General features: G+C 69.8%; 12 protein-coding genes. 7 read left to right on the plus strand and 5 right to left on the minus strand.

Annotated elements, in window-relative coordinates:
- Positions 1 to 354: 354 nt before the first annotated feature.
- Positions 355 to 993, minus strand: coding sequence for a DUF559 domain-containing protein (locus tag J2X55_RS07745; protein ID WP_309822774.1), 639 nt, complete (start codon positions 991 to 993; stop codon positions 355 to 357).
- A 418-nt stretch (positions 994 to 1,411) separates the two neighbouring features.
- Positions 1,412 to 3,526 carry a S9 family peptidase gene (locus J2X55_RS07750; RefSeq protein WP_309822776.1) on the minus strand — a complete coding sequence of 705 codons (2,115 nt, stop codon included), beginning with the start codon at positions 3,524 to 3,526 and terminating at the stop codon, positions 1,412 to 1,414.
- Positions 3,527 to 3,735: 209 nt separating this feature from the next.
- Between J2X55_RS07750 and J2X55_RS07755 the strand changes: the two genes are divergently transcribed.
- From J2X55_RS07755 to J2X55_RS07770, 4 genes are all read left to right on the plus strand, one after another.
- Entirely contained in the window at positions 3,736 to 4,953 is a 1,218-nt protein-coding gene (locus tag J2X55_RS07755) for an inorganic phosphate transporter (RefSeq protein ID WP_210111107.1), read from the plus strand.
- Complete coding sequence (locus tag J2X55_RS07760; RefSeq protein ID WP_210111108.1) at positions 4,953 to 5,282, plus strand: peptidase; 330 nt, start codon at positions 4,953 to 4,955, stop codon at positions 5,280 to 5,282. Before J2X55_RS07755 ends, J2X55_RS07760 begins: the two co-directional genes overlap by 1 nt.
- 43 nt (positions 5,283 to 5,325) lie before the next feature.
- Complete coding sequence (locus J2X55_RS07765; protein WP_115920231.1) at positions 5,326 to 6,228, plus strand: phosphodiesterase; 903 nt, start codon at positions 5,326 to 5,328, stop codon at positions 6,226 to 6,228.
- Between the two features lie 176 nt (positions 6,229 to 6,404).
- Positions 6,405 to 7,868 (plus strand): aspartate ammonia-lyase, encoded by a 1,464-nt coding sequence (locus J2X55_RS07770; protein ID WP_115920233.1) that lies wholly within the window; start codon positions 6,405 to 6,407, stop codon positions 7,866 to 7,868.
- A gap of 280 nt (positions 7,869 to 8,148) precedes the next feature.
- Here the strand turns inward: J2X55_RS07770 and J2X55_RS07775 are convergent, their stop codons facing one another.
- The gene (locus J2X55_RS07775) at positions 8,149 to 9,015 is read right to left on the minus strand and encodes a fumarylacetoacetate hydrolase family protein (protein ID WP_309822779.1); all 867 of its coding nucleotides are present in this window, start codon (positions 9,013 to 9,015) and stop codon (positions 8,149 to 8,151) included.
- A gap of 83 nt (positions 9,016 to 9,098) precedes the next feature.
- Here J2X55_RS07775 and J2X55_RS07780 point away from each other — a divergent pair, with 83 nt between their 5' ends.
- The 3 genes from J2X55_RS07780 (at position 9,099) to J2X55_RS07790 (ending at position 11,507) form a co-directional block, all read left to right on the plus strand.
- Positions 9,099 to 10,283: a PrsW family intramembrane metalloprotease gene (locus J2X55_RS07780; RefSeq protein ID WP_309822781.1), complete on the plus strand. Its 1,185-nt coding sequence runs from the start codon at positions 9,099 to 9,101 to the stop codon at positions 10,281 to 10,283.
- A gap of 147 nt (positions 10,284 to 10,430) precedes the next feature.
- On the plus strand, positions 10,431 to 10,796 hold the full coding sequence (locus J2X55_RS07785) for an FKBP-type peptidyl-prolyl cis-trans isomerase (RefSeq protein WP_013583439.1): 366 nt from the start codon (positions 10,431 to 10,433) through the stop codon (positions 10,794 to 10,796).
- A gap of 150 nt (positions 10,797 to 10,946) precedes the next feature.
- Positions 10,947 to 11,507 (plus strand): YceI family protein, encoded by a 561-nt coding sequence (locus J2X55_RS07790; RefSeq protein WP_115920239.1) that lies wholly within the window; start codon positions 10,947 to 10,949, stop codon positions 11,505 to 11,507.
- A gap of 132 nt (positions 11,508 to 11,639) precedes the next feature.
- Here the strand turns inward: J2X55_RS07790 and J2X55_RS07795 are convergent, their stop codons facing one another.
- Positions 11,640 to 12,557 carry a DMT family transporter gene (locus J2X55_RS07795; RefSeq protein WP_309822785.1) on the minus strand — a complete coding sequence of 306 codons (918 nt, stop codon included), beginning with the start codon at positions 12,555 to 12,557 and terminating at the stop codon, positions 11,640 to 11,642.
- Positions 12,558 to 12,636: 79 nt separating this feature from the next.
- The gene (locus J2X55_RS07800; RefSeq protein WP_309822787.1) at positions 12,637 to 14,949 is read right to left on the minus strand and encodes a molybdopterin-dependent oxidoreductase; all 2,313 of its coding nucleotides are present in this window, start codon (positions 14,947 to 14,949) and stop codon (positions 12,637 to 12,639) included.
- Positions 14,950 to 14,951: the final 2 nt, after the last annotated feature.

Raw genomic sequence — 14,951 nt, forward strand, 5'->3', positions numbered from 1 at the left:
GCGGGGCGGGGCGTTGCGTTGTTCGGTCGGCGTTGCGTTGTTCGGTGGGGCCGTTGCGCTGTGTGGTGGGGGTGCTGTGTGGTGGGGCCGGCGGGGCTGCCGAGTCGTTACGAGAACAGGGCGGCGCGTCCAGAACAGGGCGATCGGAGCGGTTTCCTCCTGTTCTCGTGACATCTCCTGTTCTGGTGACGGGGGAGGGCCGCGCTATCGGCCGGTGGGCGCGCCGTCGTGACGCCCCCGGCCGTCACGAGAACAGGCCGGTGCGCCCAGAACAGGGCGATCGGGGTGGTTTCCTCCTGTTCTCGTGACATCCCCTGTTCCGGTGACACAGGGCAGCTGACGTGGCGGCGCAGCTCAGCGGGGCGCGCGGAGGTGGCGTCTCTGGGCCATGGCGAGGCGCACCGTATCGATCACGTACTGGGGCTCGAAGAGGATCTGCACGTAGTCGAAGCGGAGGACCGTGTACCCGCGCAGCACCAGCCGGGCGTCCTGGTGGAGGTCGCGGCGCCGGTCCGCCGGTGAGCTGTGAAACGCGAACCCATCCATCTGGACCACCAGGCGCTCGCCGATCACGGCGTCGACCGGGTGCCCGTCGACCCACACCTGCTGCCGCAGACGGACGCCGATCGTGAGCATCAACTCGCGGAAGTGCGTCTCGAGGCCCGAGTCGGAGAGGGACGTGGCGACGTGCGCGAACCTCGACGCACGGGTCGAGCGCCATCCCACTGCCGCCAGCGTGTCGGCATCCACCTTCTTCGACCGAAGGGCGGATTCCCACACGGCGAGACCGTCGGCGGGAGGAAGGCAGCGGGCGACATGGAACAGCACATTGATGATCGGTTCGAGGGGATCGGTGCGGATCACGGGTACGGGTGGAGTGGCGCGATGCAGTCGCATACCTGCGTCGTCGAGGCGCGACGCGGTGGCGGGTACCCACACGTGCACGTCTTCGCTCGACGGTGCCCAGAGGCCCATGTCGTGGGCCGCGCTCACGCACGTTGACCGACCGCCGACGGATGCCGCTCTTCTCCGGCTCGCGGGACAGTCGGGCGTGACGATCCACGAACGCCGGATGCGTTCGACCTCCGACGTCGCCGCGGCCGTCGCGACAGCCCGCGGGCCGAAGCCGGCAGCCGCAGCCGAGGACGTGTGTGCGACGCCGCCGCGTGTCGTCAACCATGCAACCAGGCTGGGTTTCATCGCTTCAGACTCGCGGCCCGGAGACACCTGTCGTCCTGTGCTTTCGCGAAGTGGGGACGGTTCGGAAGATCCGCGGCCTGGGGACGAGTATCGGAGTAGCGTGATCGTCACGAAACAGGAGATACGACGAGAACAGGACGAAATCGACCGATTCGCCCTGTTCTCGTGACTTTCCCTGTTCTCGTGACGCGAAGGCGAGCCGCCGAGTGGCTTACTCCGCCAACCCCAGCACGTCGAGCAGCCAGGCGATCTCGAACGCGCGCTCACGCCAGGCGTTGTACCGGCCGCTCACGCCGCCGTGGCCGGCGACCATCTCGCACTTCAGCAGCGCGTCGGCGCCCACCTCGCGCAGGCGCGCGACCCACTTGGCCGGCTCGACGTACAGCACGCGGGTGTCGTTGAGCGAAGTCACGGCGAGGACGCGCGGGTAGGTGACGCCCTCGCGCACGTTCTCGTACGGCGAGTACGACTTCATGTAGGCGTAGACCTCGGCGTCGTGGAGGGGATCGCCCCACTCGTCCCACTCGATCACCGTGAGCGGCAGCGAGGGGTCGAGGATCGTGGTGAGCGCGTCGACGAAGGGGACGTCGGCGAGGATCCCGGCGAACAGCTCGGGCGCGAGGTTGGCCACGGCACCCATCAGCAGGCCGCCGGCGCTTCCGCCCTCGGCGACGATCCGCTCGGGGGTCGTGTACCCCTCGGCCACCAGGTGGCGGGCCGCGGCGACGAAGTCGGTGAAGGTGTTGCGCTTCGCCCGCATCTTGCCGTCCTCGTACCACTGGCGGCCCATCTCGCCGCCCCCGCGCACGTGGGCGACGGCGAAAATGACGCCGCGGTCGAGCAGCGACAGGCGCGGTACCGAGAAGCCGGGTTCGATGGAGTGCTCGTACGACCCGTAGCCGTACAGGTGCACCGGTCGGGGCGACGTGCCGGGCTCGCCGAACGAGCGCTTCCACACCAGCGACACCGGTACCTGCGTGCCGTCCTCGGCGGGAGCCCAGACACGCGCCTGGCCGTAGTCGGCGGGGTCGAACCCGCCCAGCACGGGCTGGCGCTTGCGCAGCAGCAACTCGCCGGTCTCGACGACGTAGTCGTAGACGGTGCCGGGGGTGACGAACGAGCCGTAGCCGAGGCGCAGGACCGGGGGAGCGTACTCGGGGTTCCCGCCCGTGCCGACGCTGTACAGCGGCTCGTCGAACGCGATCTCGGTCACGGCGCCGTCGGCGTACGACAGCATGCCCAGCCGCGCGAGGCCGTCGCGACGGTAGCCGACCACGCCCCAGTCGCGGAAGGTGTCGACGCCCAGCAGACGGTGGCCGGTGCGGTGGGCGATCACCGTCTCGCTCGGACCCTGAGGGTCGGATGCCGAGACCCGCGCCAACTCGAAATCGAGGGCGCCGTCGTTGTGCAGGATGTAGAGCACGTCCTGGCCGTCCACCACGGCGTGCGAGGAGGAGTACTCGACGCCCTCGCGACGCGGCCACACCACGCGGGGTTCACCGCGGAGGTCGTCGGCATCGAGGATCCACTCCTCGCTGGTGATCGACGAGCCCATTTCGATCACGAGGAAGCGGTCGCTGCGGGTGAAGTCGGCGCCGACCCAGTACCGGTCGTCGGGCTCGTGAAAGAGCTTCACGTCGTCGCCGACGGGCGTGCCGATCTCGTGCAGCCACACGGTGTCGGGCCGCCAGGCGTCGTCGACCGTGGTGTAGACGATGAAGCGACCGTCGGGCGAGAAGGTCGCGCCCGAGAACGTGCCGGGGATCTCGTCGGGGAGCGTCTCGCCGGTGGTGAGGTCGCGCACGCGTACCGTGTAGCGCTCGTCGCCCGCGACGTCGATGCCGTAGAGCATGCGCGTGCCGTCGTTCGAGATCTCGAAGCTGCCGAGCGAGAAGAAGTCGGTGCCCTCGGCCTCGACGTTGCCGTCGAAGAGCACCTGCTCGCCGGGGACGGGGGAGTCGGGCGCGAGGGTGGGCGGGGTCCAGTCGTCCGGGGAGTCGAGGGGAGCGCGGCACTGGATGCCGTACTGCGCCCCGGCCACCGTGCGGCCGTAGTACCACCAGTCGCCGCGGCGCGCGGGCACCGACAGGTCGGTCTCCAGCGTGCGGCCCTTGATCTCGCCGAAGATCGCGTCGCGCAGCGGCGTCAGATGCGCCGTGCGCTCGCCGGTGTAGGCGTTCTCGGCCTCGAGGTGCGCGATCACCTCGGCGTCGTCTTTCGCGCGCAACCACTCGTACGGGTCGTCGAACGTGTCCCCGTGATGGGTGCGTGCGACGGGGCGGCGGTCGGCGACGGGCGGGGCGAGCTTCGGGTCGAGATCGGTCACCGTTCCACGCTAGTGCGCCCTCGCGCCATCGGTCCGCGAGAATGCTCCGGATGCCGGCACCCCGACGCCCCGCAAGTTTGACCGCCGCGGTCCCCGGTGAAATGATGTGGACGCGACCTCGGTGAACGAGTGTCGAACTCCAGGTGAACTCTTCGTTCGTCGCGCCGATCCCGTCGGCATCCCTTCTTCCTTCTCACGGAAAGCGAACGGTGGAGAGCGCAGCCCTCATCATCGTGCTGGTCATCGCGCTGGCACTGTTCTTCGATTTCACCAACGGGTTCCACGACACCGCGAACGCGATGGCCACGCCCATCGCCACCGGTGCGCTCAAGCCCAAGGTCGCCGTCCTTCTGGCGGCCAGCCTCAACCTGGTCGGGGCGTTCCTGTCGACGGAGGTGGCCAAGACCATCTCGGGGGGCATGATCCGCGAAGACCAGTTGAGTCCGGACATCTTCCCGCCGATCATCTTCGCCGGTCTCATCGGCGCGATCACCTGGAACATGCTCACCTGGCTCCTGGGTCTTCCCTCGAGCTCGTCGCACGCCCTGTTCGGCGGTCTGATCGGCGCGACGCTCGTGGGCGTCGGCGCCTCGGCGATCGACACCGGCGTGGTGCTGAGCAAGGTCATCCTGCCGGCGCTGATCGCGCCGCTGACGGCCGGCATCATCGCCTTCGCGGTCACCAAGATCGCCTACGGCATCACCCGCCGCTACGACATGAAGGCCGACGGCCGAGACGGCTTCCGCTGGGGACAGATCTTCACGTCGTCGCTCGTCGCCCTGGCGCACGGCACGAACGACGCGCAGAAGACGATGGGCGTGATCACCCTGGCCCTCATCACGGTGGGCTGGCAGTCGACGTCCAACCCCGACCCGCAGCTCTGGGTCGTCTTCGCGTGCGCGCTGACGATCGCCCTCGGGACCTACATGGGCGGCTGGCGCATCATCCGCACCCTCGGCAAGGGCCTGACCGACGTCAAGCCGGCCCAGGGCTTCTCGGCCGAGACGTCCACGGCGGCCACGATCCTGGCATCCAGCGCCCTCGGCTTCGCCCTGTCGACGACGCAGGTCGCCTCGGGCTCGGTCATCGGCTCGGGCCTCGGCCGCCGCGGCTCGACCGTCCGGTGGAACACCGTCGGTCGCATCATGATCGGCTGGGTCCTGACCCTGCCCGCCGCCGGTGCGGTGGGCGCCGCCGCGGCCCTGATCGTCGTGTGGCTGGGCGGCTGGGGCGTCGCGGTCGACGCGGTCATCGCCGTCGTCATCATCCTGGGACTGTTCTTGCGCTCGCGTCGCGACTCCGTCACCTCGGCGAACGCGATGAGCGAGGTCGCCGACTCGGGAGCCGCCGTGAAGGTGCCCCGCAAGCCCGGACCCACGCGTCGTCAGCGCCGTCTCGAGCGCGACAAGGCCGAGAAGGGCGCCTGATGCTGATCAACTGGGAAGCCTTCCTCCACGTCTTCGTCGCGGCGATCGTCGGCGCCTCGATCGTCGTGACGTTCTACGCGCTCGGTCTGCGCCTGCTCGTCCGGGGCGGTCGCCCGCCCCTGGTCACGCCGGCGGAGTTCACGGATGCCATCACCGTGCTCACCGACAAGCAGAAGCGCCGCGCCGAGAAGGCGGTGGCCAAAGCGGCCAAGAAGAACCCGCTGAGCGAGGGGCAGAAGCGCGTGTCGCTGATCGGCGCGTACCTCTGCTTCGCGGTGTGCGCGGCCGCTGTGCTCGGGGCGCTGCTGTTGATCCTGTTCAACCACTGACGTCTCGGGGCGCGATGTCGGAGCCCCCTTTTAGGCTGTGGGCATGGCATCCGTGCAGTTCGGTCAGCACGCGCCCGCGGCGCGCGTGATCCTCCATCTCAGCGATACCCACCTGCTGGGCGGCGACCGTCTGCTCGGCGACCGTTACGACACCGCCCTGCATCTGCGGCGCACGCTCGAGGCCGCCGAGGCGACCGGTGTGAGACCGGATGCCGTGGTGTTCACGGGCGACCTCACCGACCTCGGCGAGCCCGAGGCCTATCGCGCGCTGCGCGACGCGGTCGAGCCGTGGGCCGAGCGCCTGGGCGCGCCAGTGGTGTGGGTCGCGGGCAACCACGACGAGCGCCCCGCTCTTCGCGAGGGGCTCCTCGACGCCGCGCCCACCCAAGAGCCCGTGACGGGTGTGTGGAACCTCGACGGCCTGCGGCTCATCGCCCTCGATTCGACCGTCCCTGGCTGGCACCACGGTGATCTCGATGCCGCGCAACTCGAGTGGCTGCGCGCCGAACTCGCCGAGCCGGCCCCGCTCGGCACGATCCTCGCGCTGCACCACCCGCCGCTTCCCTCGCACATCCCCTTCTTCGACATCCTCGAGCTGCGCGATCAGCCGGGGCTCGCCGCGGCGATCGCCGGAAGCGACGTGCGGGCGATCCTCGCGGGGCACCTGCATTACTCGACGTCGGGCACCTTCGCCGGCGTTCCGGTGAGCGTCGCATCGGCGTCCTGCTACACGATGGACCTCGCGCGGCCCGCCGACGCGGTGAACGGGATGGATGCCGGACGCTCGTTCCACCTCGTCCACGTCTGGGACGACACCATCACCCACGCCGTCGTCCCCGTGGTCGACGTCGAGGCGTCGGGGTTCTTCACGCCGGAGTGGACGGCGCGCATGGCGGCGCTGAGCCCCGAGGAACGCCTCGAGGCGTTCTCGCGCAAGCGCTCCTGACAGGGAGCCGGCCGGAGGGCGTGGCGCTGGAGTCAGGAGCCGCGCATGCGCGTCGGCAATAGACAGGACGGACGGTGCGGATCCGACGACCGGCCGCCGTGTCCACCGACCGGCAGAGCGGTGCTCGTTAGGCTCGTGGCATCCCTATCCGCCGTGACACCCACGAGGACTCCCACATGGCTTTGGACGCAATGACGCGCACCCGTACCGAGACCGACTCCCTCGGATCGCTCGAGATCCCCGCCGACGCGTATTGGGGGATCCACACCGCTCGCGCGCTCGAGAACTTCCCGATCGCCAAGCGCCCCATCTCGGTCTACCCCGACCTGGTGCGGGGTCTCGCGATGGTCAAGCAGGCCTCGGCCCGCGCCAACCGCGAGATCGGCGTCCTCGACCACGACAAGGCCGACCTCATCGATCGCGCCGCGCAGCGCGTGATCGACGGGGAGTTCCACGACGAGTTCACCGTCGGCGTCATCCAGGGCGGGGCCGGCACCTCGACCAACATGAACGCGAACGAGGTCATCACCAACATCGCCCTCGAGATGGCCGGACGCGAGAAGGGCGACTACGCCTTCCTCTCGCCGATCGACGACACCAACCGCAGCCAGTCGACCAACGACGTGTATCCGACAGCGATCAAGATCGGTCTCGCCCTGACTCTCCAGAGCCTGCTCGAAGAGCTGAAGCTTCTGCGCGAGTCGTTCCTGTCGAAGTCCGAGGAGTTCCACGACGTCCTCAAGGTGGGCCGGACGCAGCTGCAGGATGCCGTGCCGATGACGCTCGGCCAGGAGTTTCACGGTTTCGCCACGACCCTCGGCGAGGACTACAGCCGACTCACCGAGAACGCCTACCTGCTCTACGAGATCAACATGGGCGCGACGGCCATCGGCACGGGCATCACCGCTCACGCCGGCTACGGGGGAGCGGTGCTTCGCCACCTGCGGCAGATCACCGGCCTCGACCTCGAGACGGCCACCGACCTCGTCGAGTCCACGAGCGACACGGGCGCCTTCATGTCGTTCTCGTCGTCGCTCAAGCGCAACGCCGTGAAGCTGTCGAAGATCTGCAACGACCTGCGTCTGCTCTCGAGCGGTCCCCAGGCGGGTCTCGGCGAGATCAATCTCCCGGCACGCCAGGCCGGCTCGAGCATCATGCCGGGCAAGGTCAACCCCGTGATCCCCGAGGTCGTGAACCAGGTCGCCTTCTCGGTGGTCGGCGCGGACATGACCGTGACGATGGCTGTCGAGAGCGGTCAGCTGCAGCTCAATGCTTTCGAGCCGGTCATCGCGCACTCGATCTACCAATCGATCACGTGGATGCGTCAGGCCATGTGGACCCTCCGCGTCAACTGCGTCGACGGCATCACGGCCAACCGCGAGCGTCTCGGCGCGATGGTCGGCTCGTCGGTCGGCGTCGTCACGGCACTGACGCCCTTCATCGGCTACGCGGCCGCCGCCGCCCTGGCCAAGACGGCGCTGCTCACGCACCGCAACGTCGCCGACCTGGTCGTCGAGGCCGGGCTGATGACGCGCGACGAGGTCTTGAAGCAGATCTCGCCCGCGCGCCTCTCGGGTCTGCAAGCCGTCACGGCGGCGATCCCGATCGTCCGCGCGGCGGACAGCGTCGTCGAGGGCTGAGCGGAGGGCGGGGGCGTGATCGTCCCGGCCCTTCGTCGTGGGTACCGGGCGGCGTCGTGATCGTCGGGCCCGCCCGCCCGCGGCATCCGCGTCTCTGTCGGCGGCGAGGTGGCCCCGGGGCCTTTTCTGTCGCCCCGGGGCCACCTGCGGTCGTGTCCCGCCGCGGTGACGCGCGCGGGGATCGCCCCGGGGCCACCTGCGACGCCCCTCGAGCGCCGCGTCGCCGAACCCGTCCGGAGCGCCGGGGTACCGGCATCCGGAACGAATCCCGGACGCCGCGTCAGTCGAGGATGCGGCAGTGCGTGGTCAGTTCGCCGATGCCGTCGATGCCGACCGTCACGGTCGAACGGTCGCGCAGGAAGATCTGCGGGTCGCGCGAGTAGCCCGCGCCCCCGGGGCTGCCCGTGGAGATGAGGGTGCCGGGCAGGAGGGTCACCGACTCCGACAGCTTGTGGATGAGGGTCGCCACCGAGCGCACCATCTGGCCGGTGCTGGCATCTTGCACCGTGTGTCCGTCGACGACGGTCCAGATGTGCAGGTCCTGCGGATCGGGGATCTCGTCGGCGGTCACGACGAAGGGGCCGGTCGGGGTGAACCCGTCGAACGACTTGCAGCGCGACCACTGCGCCTCGGAGAACTGGATGTTGCGCGCCGTCACGTCGTTGACGACGGTGTAGCCCCAGACATGGTCGAGCGCGTCCTGCTCGCTGATGTCTCGGCCGGGGCGCCCGATGATGACGCCGAGCTCGGCCTCGTAGTCGACGGCCTCGCTGAGCGAACGCGGCCACGAGGTGGTCTCGCCGTGCGCGGTGAGCGAGTTCGGCCAGAGCACGAAGACGGTGGGGCCGGCATCGGTCTTGAGCCCCAGCTCTCCCGAGTGCGCCGCATAGTTGAGGCCGACCGCGAGGATCGACGGCGGTGCGAGCACCGCGGAGGCGTACCGGATGCCGGAGAGCGGATGCCGGGGCGCGCTCGCCGCGATGTCGCGGACGCGGTCCAGCAGGTCGTCGCCGCCGGCGATGAGCTGCTCGAGGGTGCGGGGGGCACCGGCGAAGAACTCGTCGACGAACGAGAACTCGTCGTCGTGGACGCTGACGAGACGGGGGGCTTCCGCCCCTTCCTGAGCACGGACGTGGGCGAAACGCATGCCTCCACGCTACCGGCCCGGGCGCGGTGGGGGAGTTCGCAAGCCCCGAGAGCCGTGTCGGAGGCCGCCCCTATGCTGTGCGCATGACCTATCCTTCGCCGCTGTCGCAGCCCGGATCGGCCGACCCGCCCCGCATCTCGACGGCCCCTCAGGCGGCCGTCTCGGCGGCGCCGCCCCGCTCGCGCCGAGGCGGTGTGGCTCTGTGGATCGTCGCGGTGCTCCTGGTCCCGCTGCTGGCGCTGCTGGTGCGCTACTTCACCGGTTTTCTCGGCACGGCGGCATCGTTCATCGGTCTCGTGCTGGCGGTGATCCCCTTTGTGATCGTCTGGTTCGCCGTGCGCTACATCGACCGGTGGGAGCCCGAGCCGCGCCGTCTGCTCGTCTTCGCCGTGGCATGGGGGGCCATCGCCTCGGTCACGATCGCGCTCGGCGTCGACCTCGTCCTCACCCTCGTGCTCGGTCCGCAACCGGCTGCCTTCAGCAGCGTGATCCAGGCGCCCATCGTCGAGGAGCTGGCCAAGGGCCTCGGGGTGCTGCTTATCTTCGGCCTCGCGCGTCGCGCGTTCGACGGCCCGGTCGACGGCATCGTCTACGGCGCGCTCATCGGGGCGGGCTTCGCGCTCACCGAGAACGTCCAGTACTTCGCCATCAGCTATCTCGAGGGCGGCCCCGGGCAGGTGGCGAGCACGTTCTTCCTGCGTGCCGTGCTCTCTCCGTTCGCGCACGTCATGTTCACGAGCCTGACCGGGTTCGCCTTCGGTCTGGCGGCCCGCCGCGGGCTGCGCGCCGGGGCGGCGCTGCGGTACGGGGTGCCGGGGATCATCGGCGCGATCGTGCTCCACGCCCTGTGGAACGGCTCCGCCACGTTCTTCGACTTCTTCGAGCTGTACGCGGCGCTCCAGGTGCCACTGTTCGTCCTGTTCCTCCTCGGCATCCTGGCCCTGCGCCGGGAGGAGTCGCGACTGACGCGAGCTCGACTCGGGGAGTACGCCGCGGCGGGGTGGTTCACCCCGCAAGAGGTCGACATGCTGGCCACTGCGCCGGGTCGGCGATCGGCTCTGGCCTGGTCGCGGACGCTGCCCGGAGACCGCTCGTCGGTGATGAAGGGCTTCATCACGGATGCCACGGCTCTGGCCGCCGCACGCCAGCGGACCCTCTCGGGCCGCGATCCGCACGCCCCCGCCACCGAGAGGTACCTGCTCGAGCGGACGACGGCCGCGCGCGCAGCGCTGCTACGTCCCCGACCCGGCCCCACGCCGGGGTCTTGACACCGTCTCGGCGCGGGAGCACCATCGTTGTAGGCCAACTCAGCGCCCGGGAGACACGCAGGCATCGCCGCGGCACCGGGCGCTGAGTGTTTTTCGAGCTGCTGTCCAGGGGCTTCGCCGGCCCGCCCGCCGTGCTTGGATGGACTCATGACTGATCGCACCAAGCCGGAGTTCGACGCTCCCAGCGGCCCCGCCCCCTCCGACCTCGTCATTCGCGACATCATCGTCGGCGACGGCGACGAGGCCAAGCCCGGCGACACCGTCACCGTGCACTACGCCGGTGTCGAGTACGAATCGGGTGAAGAGTTCGACTCCTCCTGGGGTCGTGGCGAGAGCATCCAGTTCCCCCTCCGTGGCCTGATCCAGGGCTGGCAGGACGGTATCCCGGGCATGAAGGTCGGCGGACGCCGCGAGCTCGTGATCCCGCCCCACCTCGCCTACGGACCCGCCGGCGGGCACTTCCTGGGCGGCAAGACCCTCATCTTCATCATCGACCTGCTGAAGGTCGGCTGATCGGACGTTCTTCACCGAACATTCACGAACCCGAGGGGGCTGCGGCTCCCTCGGGTTCGTCGTTTTCCTCGATCGTGGAATACATTCGTGTGAATGGGAGTTGGATCCCGGCAGGACGCCGCCACGGCTCCCCAGACCTTTAGGAGTGACATGACTGACACCACCGCCCTCGAGATCCCCGGCTACAAGGCAGGCACCTGGGTGCTCGACCCCGCACACAGCGAGGTCACCTTCTCGGTGCGCCACATGATGATCTCGAAGGTCCGCGGCACCTTCGGCATGAAGAGCGCCACGATCGTCGCCCCCGAGAACCCGCTCGAGGCCACCGTCGAGGCGTCCGTCGACGTCACCTCGGTCGACACCAAGGACGAGGGTCGCGACCAGCACCTGCGCTCCGCCGAGTTCTTCGACGTCGAGACCTACCCGACGATGGACTTCCGCTCCACCGGCGTCCGCGTCGAGGACGGCGACTTCCTCGTCGACGGCAACCTGACCATCCGCGGCATCACCAAGCCCGCCACCTTCGCGCTCGACTTCGGCGGCTTCGGCACCGACCCGTGGGGCAACTACAAGGCCGGCGCCACCGCGAAGACGGTCGTCAACCGCGAAGACTTCGGTCTCACCTGGAACGCCGCCCTCGAGACCGGCGGCGTGCTCGTCGGCAAGGACGTCACCATCGAGCTCGACCTGCAGCTCGCGCTCCAGGCGTGATCCTCCCGCAGCTCGCGCTGCGGTGATCTGTGACGAAGGCCCCGGATGCCACGGCATCCGGGGCCTTCGTCGTCGGCGTGCTCCGGCCGGAGCGGCGGTGACGGCGCCACCGAGTCGTCACGCGGCGCGCTGTCAGACGGTCGCGCGTCGACCGAGACGCACCCGCTGCTGCACCAGAAGGATGCCCAGGAACACCACGGCGGCTCCGACCGGCTCGTTCCACGAGATGCGCTCGCCGAGCACCAGGATGCCGAGAGCCACCCCGACGACCGGTGTGATGTAGGTGACGGTCGAGGCGCGGGTCGGGCCCCAGGCGCGGAGGGTGTTCTGGTTCCAGACGTACGCAATTCCCGTGCCGAGAACGCCGAGGGCGACGATGCTGCCGGCGACCGGGAGGGTGAGCTGCATCGGCTCGGCGAGGATGATCGGCGACAGCAGCACCATGAAGGCTGCTGCGGGCCCGATGTACCCGAAAGCGAAGGCGATGCCCGACAGGCCCGTGTCGCCGAGGAAGCGACGCATGTAGGCGAGGCTGAACCCGTAGCAGGCGGTCGCGCCCAGGAGGGCGAGCTGCGCGACGGTGCTGTCGCCGATGTCGGCCGCCGCACCCGGGGCGATGATGACCACGACACCCACGATGCCGATGGCGATACCGAGGAGCTGACCGAGCTGGAGCTTCTCGACGCGGAACACGGCCCAGGCCATGACCGCCGTCATGATCGGGGTGGTCGCGTTGAAGATGCTCGCGAGCCCCGACGACACGTGCTGCTCGGCCCAGGCGAATAGCAGGAACGGGACCACGCAGAAGCTCACCGCGAGCACGCACAGGTGCCCCCAGACGCGGACCGTGCGCGGAAGACGCTCACGCCGGATGGCGACGATCGCGGCCAGGGCGAGAGCGCCGAAGAGCAACCGCCCGCCGGCGACCTGCGCGGGGGTCATGCCCGTCAAGGCGATCGCGATGAAGAGGAAGCTCGACCCCCACACGATGCCCGTGAGGATGAACTGGACGGTGATCGAGACGGGGGAGGGAGCGGGGGTGGATGCCACGACCCCGACTGTAGGGCGGGGGTGCGACATCACGCGGCCCGGGGGAGTGCGACGGCGGAAATCCGCCGATCGATGGCCGTCAGGTCTGCGGTGTGCCGTCGTGCCCGGCCCGGTCCGCCAGCGGCGGCGGTTCGTACGCGCGAACGGGCGGCAGTGGGCCCTCGTACCGCGCGATCGAGACCGCGACGCGTGCTCCGCTCGACGCCTGGGTGAGCATCGAGGTGCCGACGTCTTTCGTGAGGACGTTGACGTTGCCGTTCACGCAGTCGGCGATGTGCGGTGCGCTGGGGTCGTACCAGGAGCCCGTGTGCATCTGCGCGACGCCGGGGAGCAGCGCGTCAGTGACGATGACCCCCGCGAGCAAGCTGCCCTGCGGGCTCCGGACGATCGCGACGTCGCCGTCTCGGAGGCCGCGCGCCGCGGCATCCGCGGGATTCAGGCGTACCGGCTCTCGGCCCGCGACCTTCGTGGAGCGACTGGGGGCCGCCATGTCGAGCTGGCTGTGCAGGCGGTGCGAGGGCTGATTGCACAACAGCTGCACGTCGTAGGGCGAGTCGGGCTCCGACGCCGGTTCGATCCACAGGGCGTGCCCCGCCGTGTCGGGCAGCCCGAACCCGTCGAGGGTGGACGAGAACAGTTCGATCAGCCCGCTGGGGGTGTCGAGCGGGTGGGCCGCCGGGTCGGCGCGGAACGCGGCGAAGGCGCCCTCGCGGTACGGCCGCTGCGGTAGGGGAGTGCCGCCGTCTCGCCAGAAGTCCGCGAAGGGCGGGGCGTCGGGGTTCTGCCCCCGCCACTGCTCGTAGATGCGCTCGAGCCACCCCCGGGAGTCGAGGCCCTCCGCGTAGTCCGCGTCGAGGCGGCCCGCGAGCCGGTCGTAGATCCAGAACTCCTCGCGGGCCTGTCCGGCGGGCTCCACCGCTCGCGGCATGGCCCGCAATCGGGAGTCGCCGGGCCCGGCGGCCAGATCGTCGCGCTCGAGCGGCGTGGCCGCCGGCAGGACGACGTCGGCGTGCCGCGCGGTCGGCGTCCAGTGGAACTCGTGCACCACGAGGGTGTCGATCCGCGCCAGCCCGAGGCGCAGGCGCCGAAGGTCTTGGTGATGATGGAACGGGTTGCCGCCCGCCCAGTACACCAGGCGGATGTCGGGCAGTCGCAGCGTTCCGCCGTCGAACGGGATCTCGTCGTCGGGGCGCAAGAGCAGGTCGCTGATGCGCGCGCACGGGATGAAGTCGTCGACCGAATTTCGGCCCTGGGGGAAGGTGGGCAACCGCACCTGTTCGACGCCGATGCCGTGGTCGCCCATCGACCCGTACCCGTGCGAGAACCCGCCCCCGGGCAGACCGATCTGCCCGAGGAAGGCGGCGAACGTCAGCGCCGCGAACACGGCCTGTTCGCCGTGCTCGGCCCGCTGCAGCGAGTACGTCACGTTCACGAGCGTGCGTCCGGCGGCTGCTCGTCGGGCGAGCTCGCGGATGGATGCCGCGGCGATGCCGGTGATCCCCTCCGCCCATTCGGCGCTCTTCGTGACCCCGTCGGACTCACCCCGCAGGTACGCCCGCACCCGATCGCCGCCCACGGCACGCGTGGCGAGGAACTCCTCATCGGTGAGTCCTTCGTCGACGAGGGTGTGCGTGAGGGCGAGGAGCAGAGCGGTGTCGGTGCCGGGTCTGATCGGGATCCATTCGGCATCCAGATCGGACCCGATGTCGTCGCGTTGCGCGGAGACGGACACGATCCGCGTGCTGCGCGCGGCCGTCCGCGACAGGCCGCCGACCACCTGGCGGTCGTGGCCGCCCGGGATCACCGACGTGTTCGACAGGCGCACGCCGCCGAAGCAGAGCATGAGGTCGGTGTGTTCGGCGATGTGCGGCCAGGACGGCGGACGTTTGCGCAGCTGCTCCATCCCGTTCGCGCCGATCAGGTGCGGCAGCAGCACGAGACTGGCCCCGCGGCTGTAGTCGTTGACGGATGACGTGTAGCCGCCGATCGCGTTCAGGAACCGGTGGAGTTGCCCCTGGGCGTGGTGCAGACGCCCGGCACTTCCCCACCCGTAGGAGCCGCCGAAGATCGCCCGGTTACCGTGGGTCGTGCGCACCCGATCGAGCTCGGAGGCCAGAAGATCGAGCGCTTCGTCCCACTCGACCTCGACGTACTCGTCGTCGGGTGCGCCCCGACGGTCGTCGGCACCGGGACCGTGCTCGAGCCACCGACGCCGCACCGCCGGGCGGGTGACGCGAAGCGGGTGATGCTGTGCCTCCGCCACGCCCGCGATCGCCGGGGAGGCGTCGGTGTCGTCGGCGTAGGGGTGCGTGCGCAGCACGGTGCGACCGTCGTCCGACACCTCGACCTGGAATGTGCCCCAGTGGGCGCTGCTCTGCTGCGTCCGCGTCATCC

This window comes from Microbacterium sp. 1154 (assembly GCF_031455375.1).
Taxonomy (GTDB): domain Bacteria; phylum Actinomycetota; class Actinomycetes; order Actinomycetales; family Microbacteriaceae; genus Microbacterium.

Coding starts and splice junctions, on each gene's coding strand:
- J2X55_RS07760 (WP_210111108.1), top strand. CDS start 4,953: ATGCTGATCAACTGGGAAGCCTTCCTCCACGTCTTCGTCGCGGCGATC.
- J2X55_RS07765 (WP_115920231.1), top strand. CDS start 5,326: ATGGCATCCGTGCAGTTCGGTCAGCACGCGCCCGCGGCGCGCGTGATC.
- J2X55_RS07770 (WP_115920233.1), top strand. CDS start 6,405: ATGGCTTTGGACGCAATGACGCGCACCCGTACCGAGACCGACTCCCTC.
- J2X55_RS07775 (WP_309822779.1), bottom strand. CDS start 9,015: ATGCGTTTCGCCCACGTCCGTGCTCAGGAAGGGGCGGAAGCCCCCCGT.
- J2X55_RS07780 (WP_309822781.1), top strand. CDS start 9,099: ATGACCTATCCTTCGCCGCTGTCGCAGCCCGGATCGGCCGACCCGCCC.
- J2X55_RS07785 (WP_013583439.1), top strand. CDS start 10,431: ATGACTGATCGCACCAAGCCGGAGTTCGACGCTCCCAGCGGCCCCGCC.
- J2X55_RS07790 (WP_115920239.1), top strand. CDS start 10,947: ATGACTGACACCACCGCCCTCGAGATCCCCGGCTACAAGGCAGGCACC.
- J2X55_RS07800 (WP_309822787.1), bottom strand. CDS start 14,949: ATGACGCGGACGCAGCAGAGCAGCGCCCACTGGGGCACATTCCAGGTC.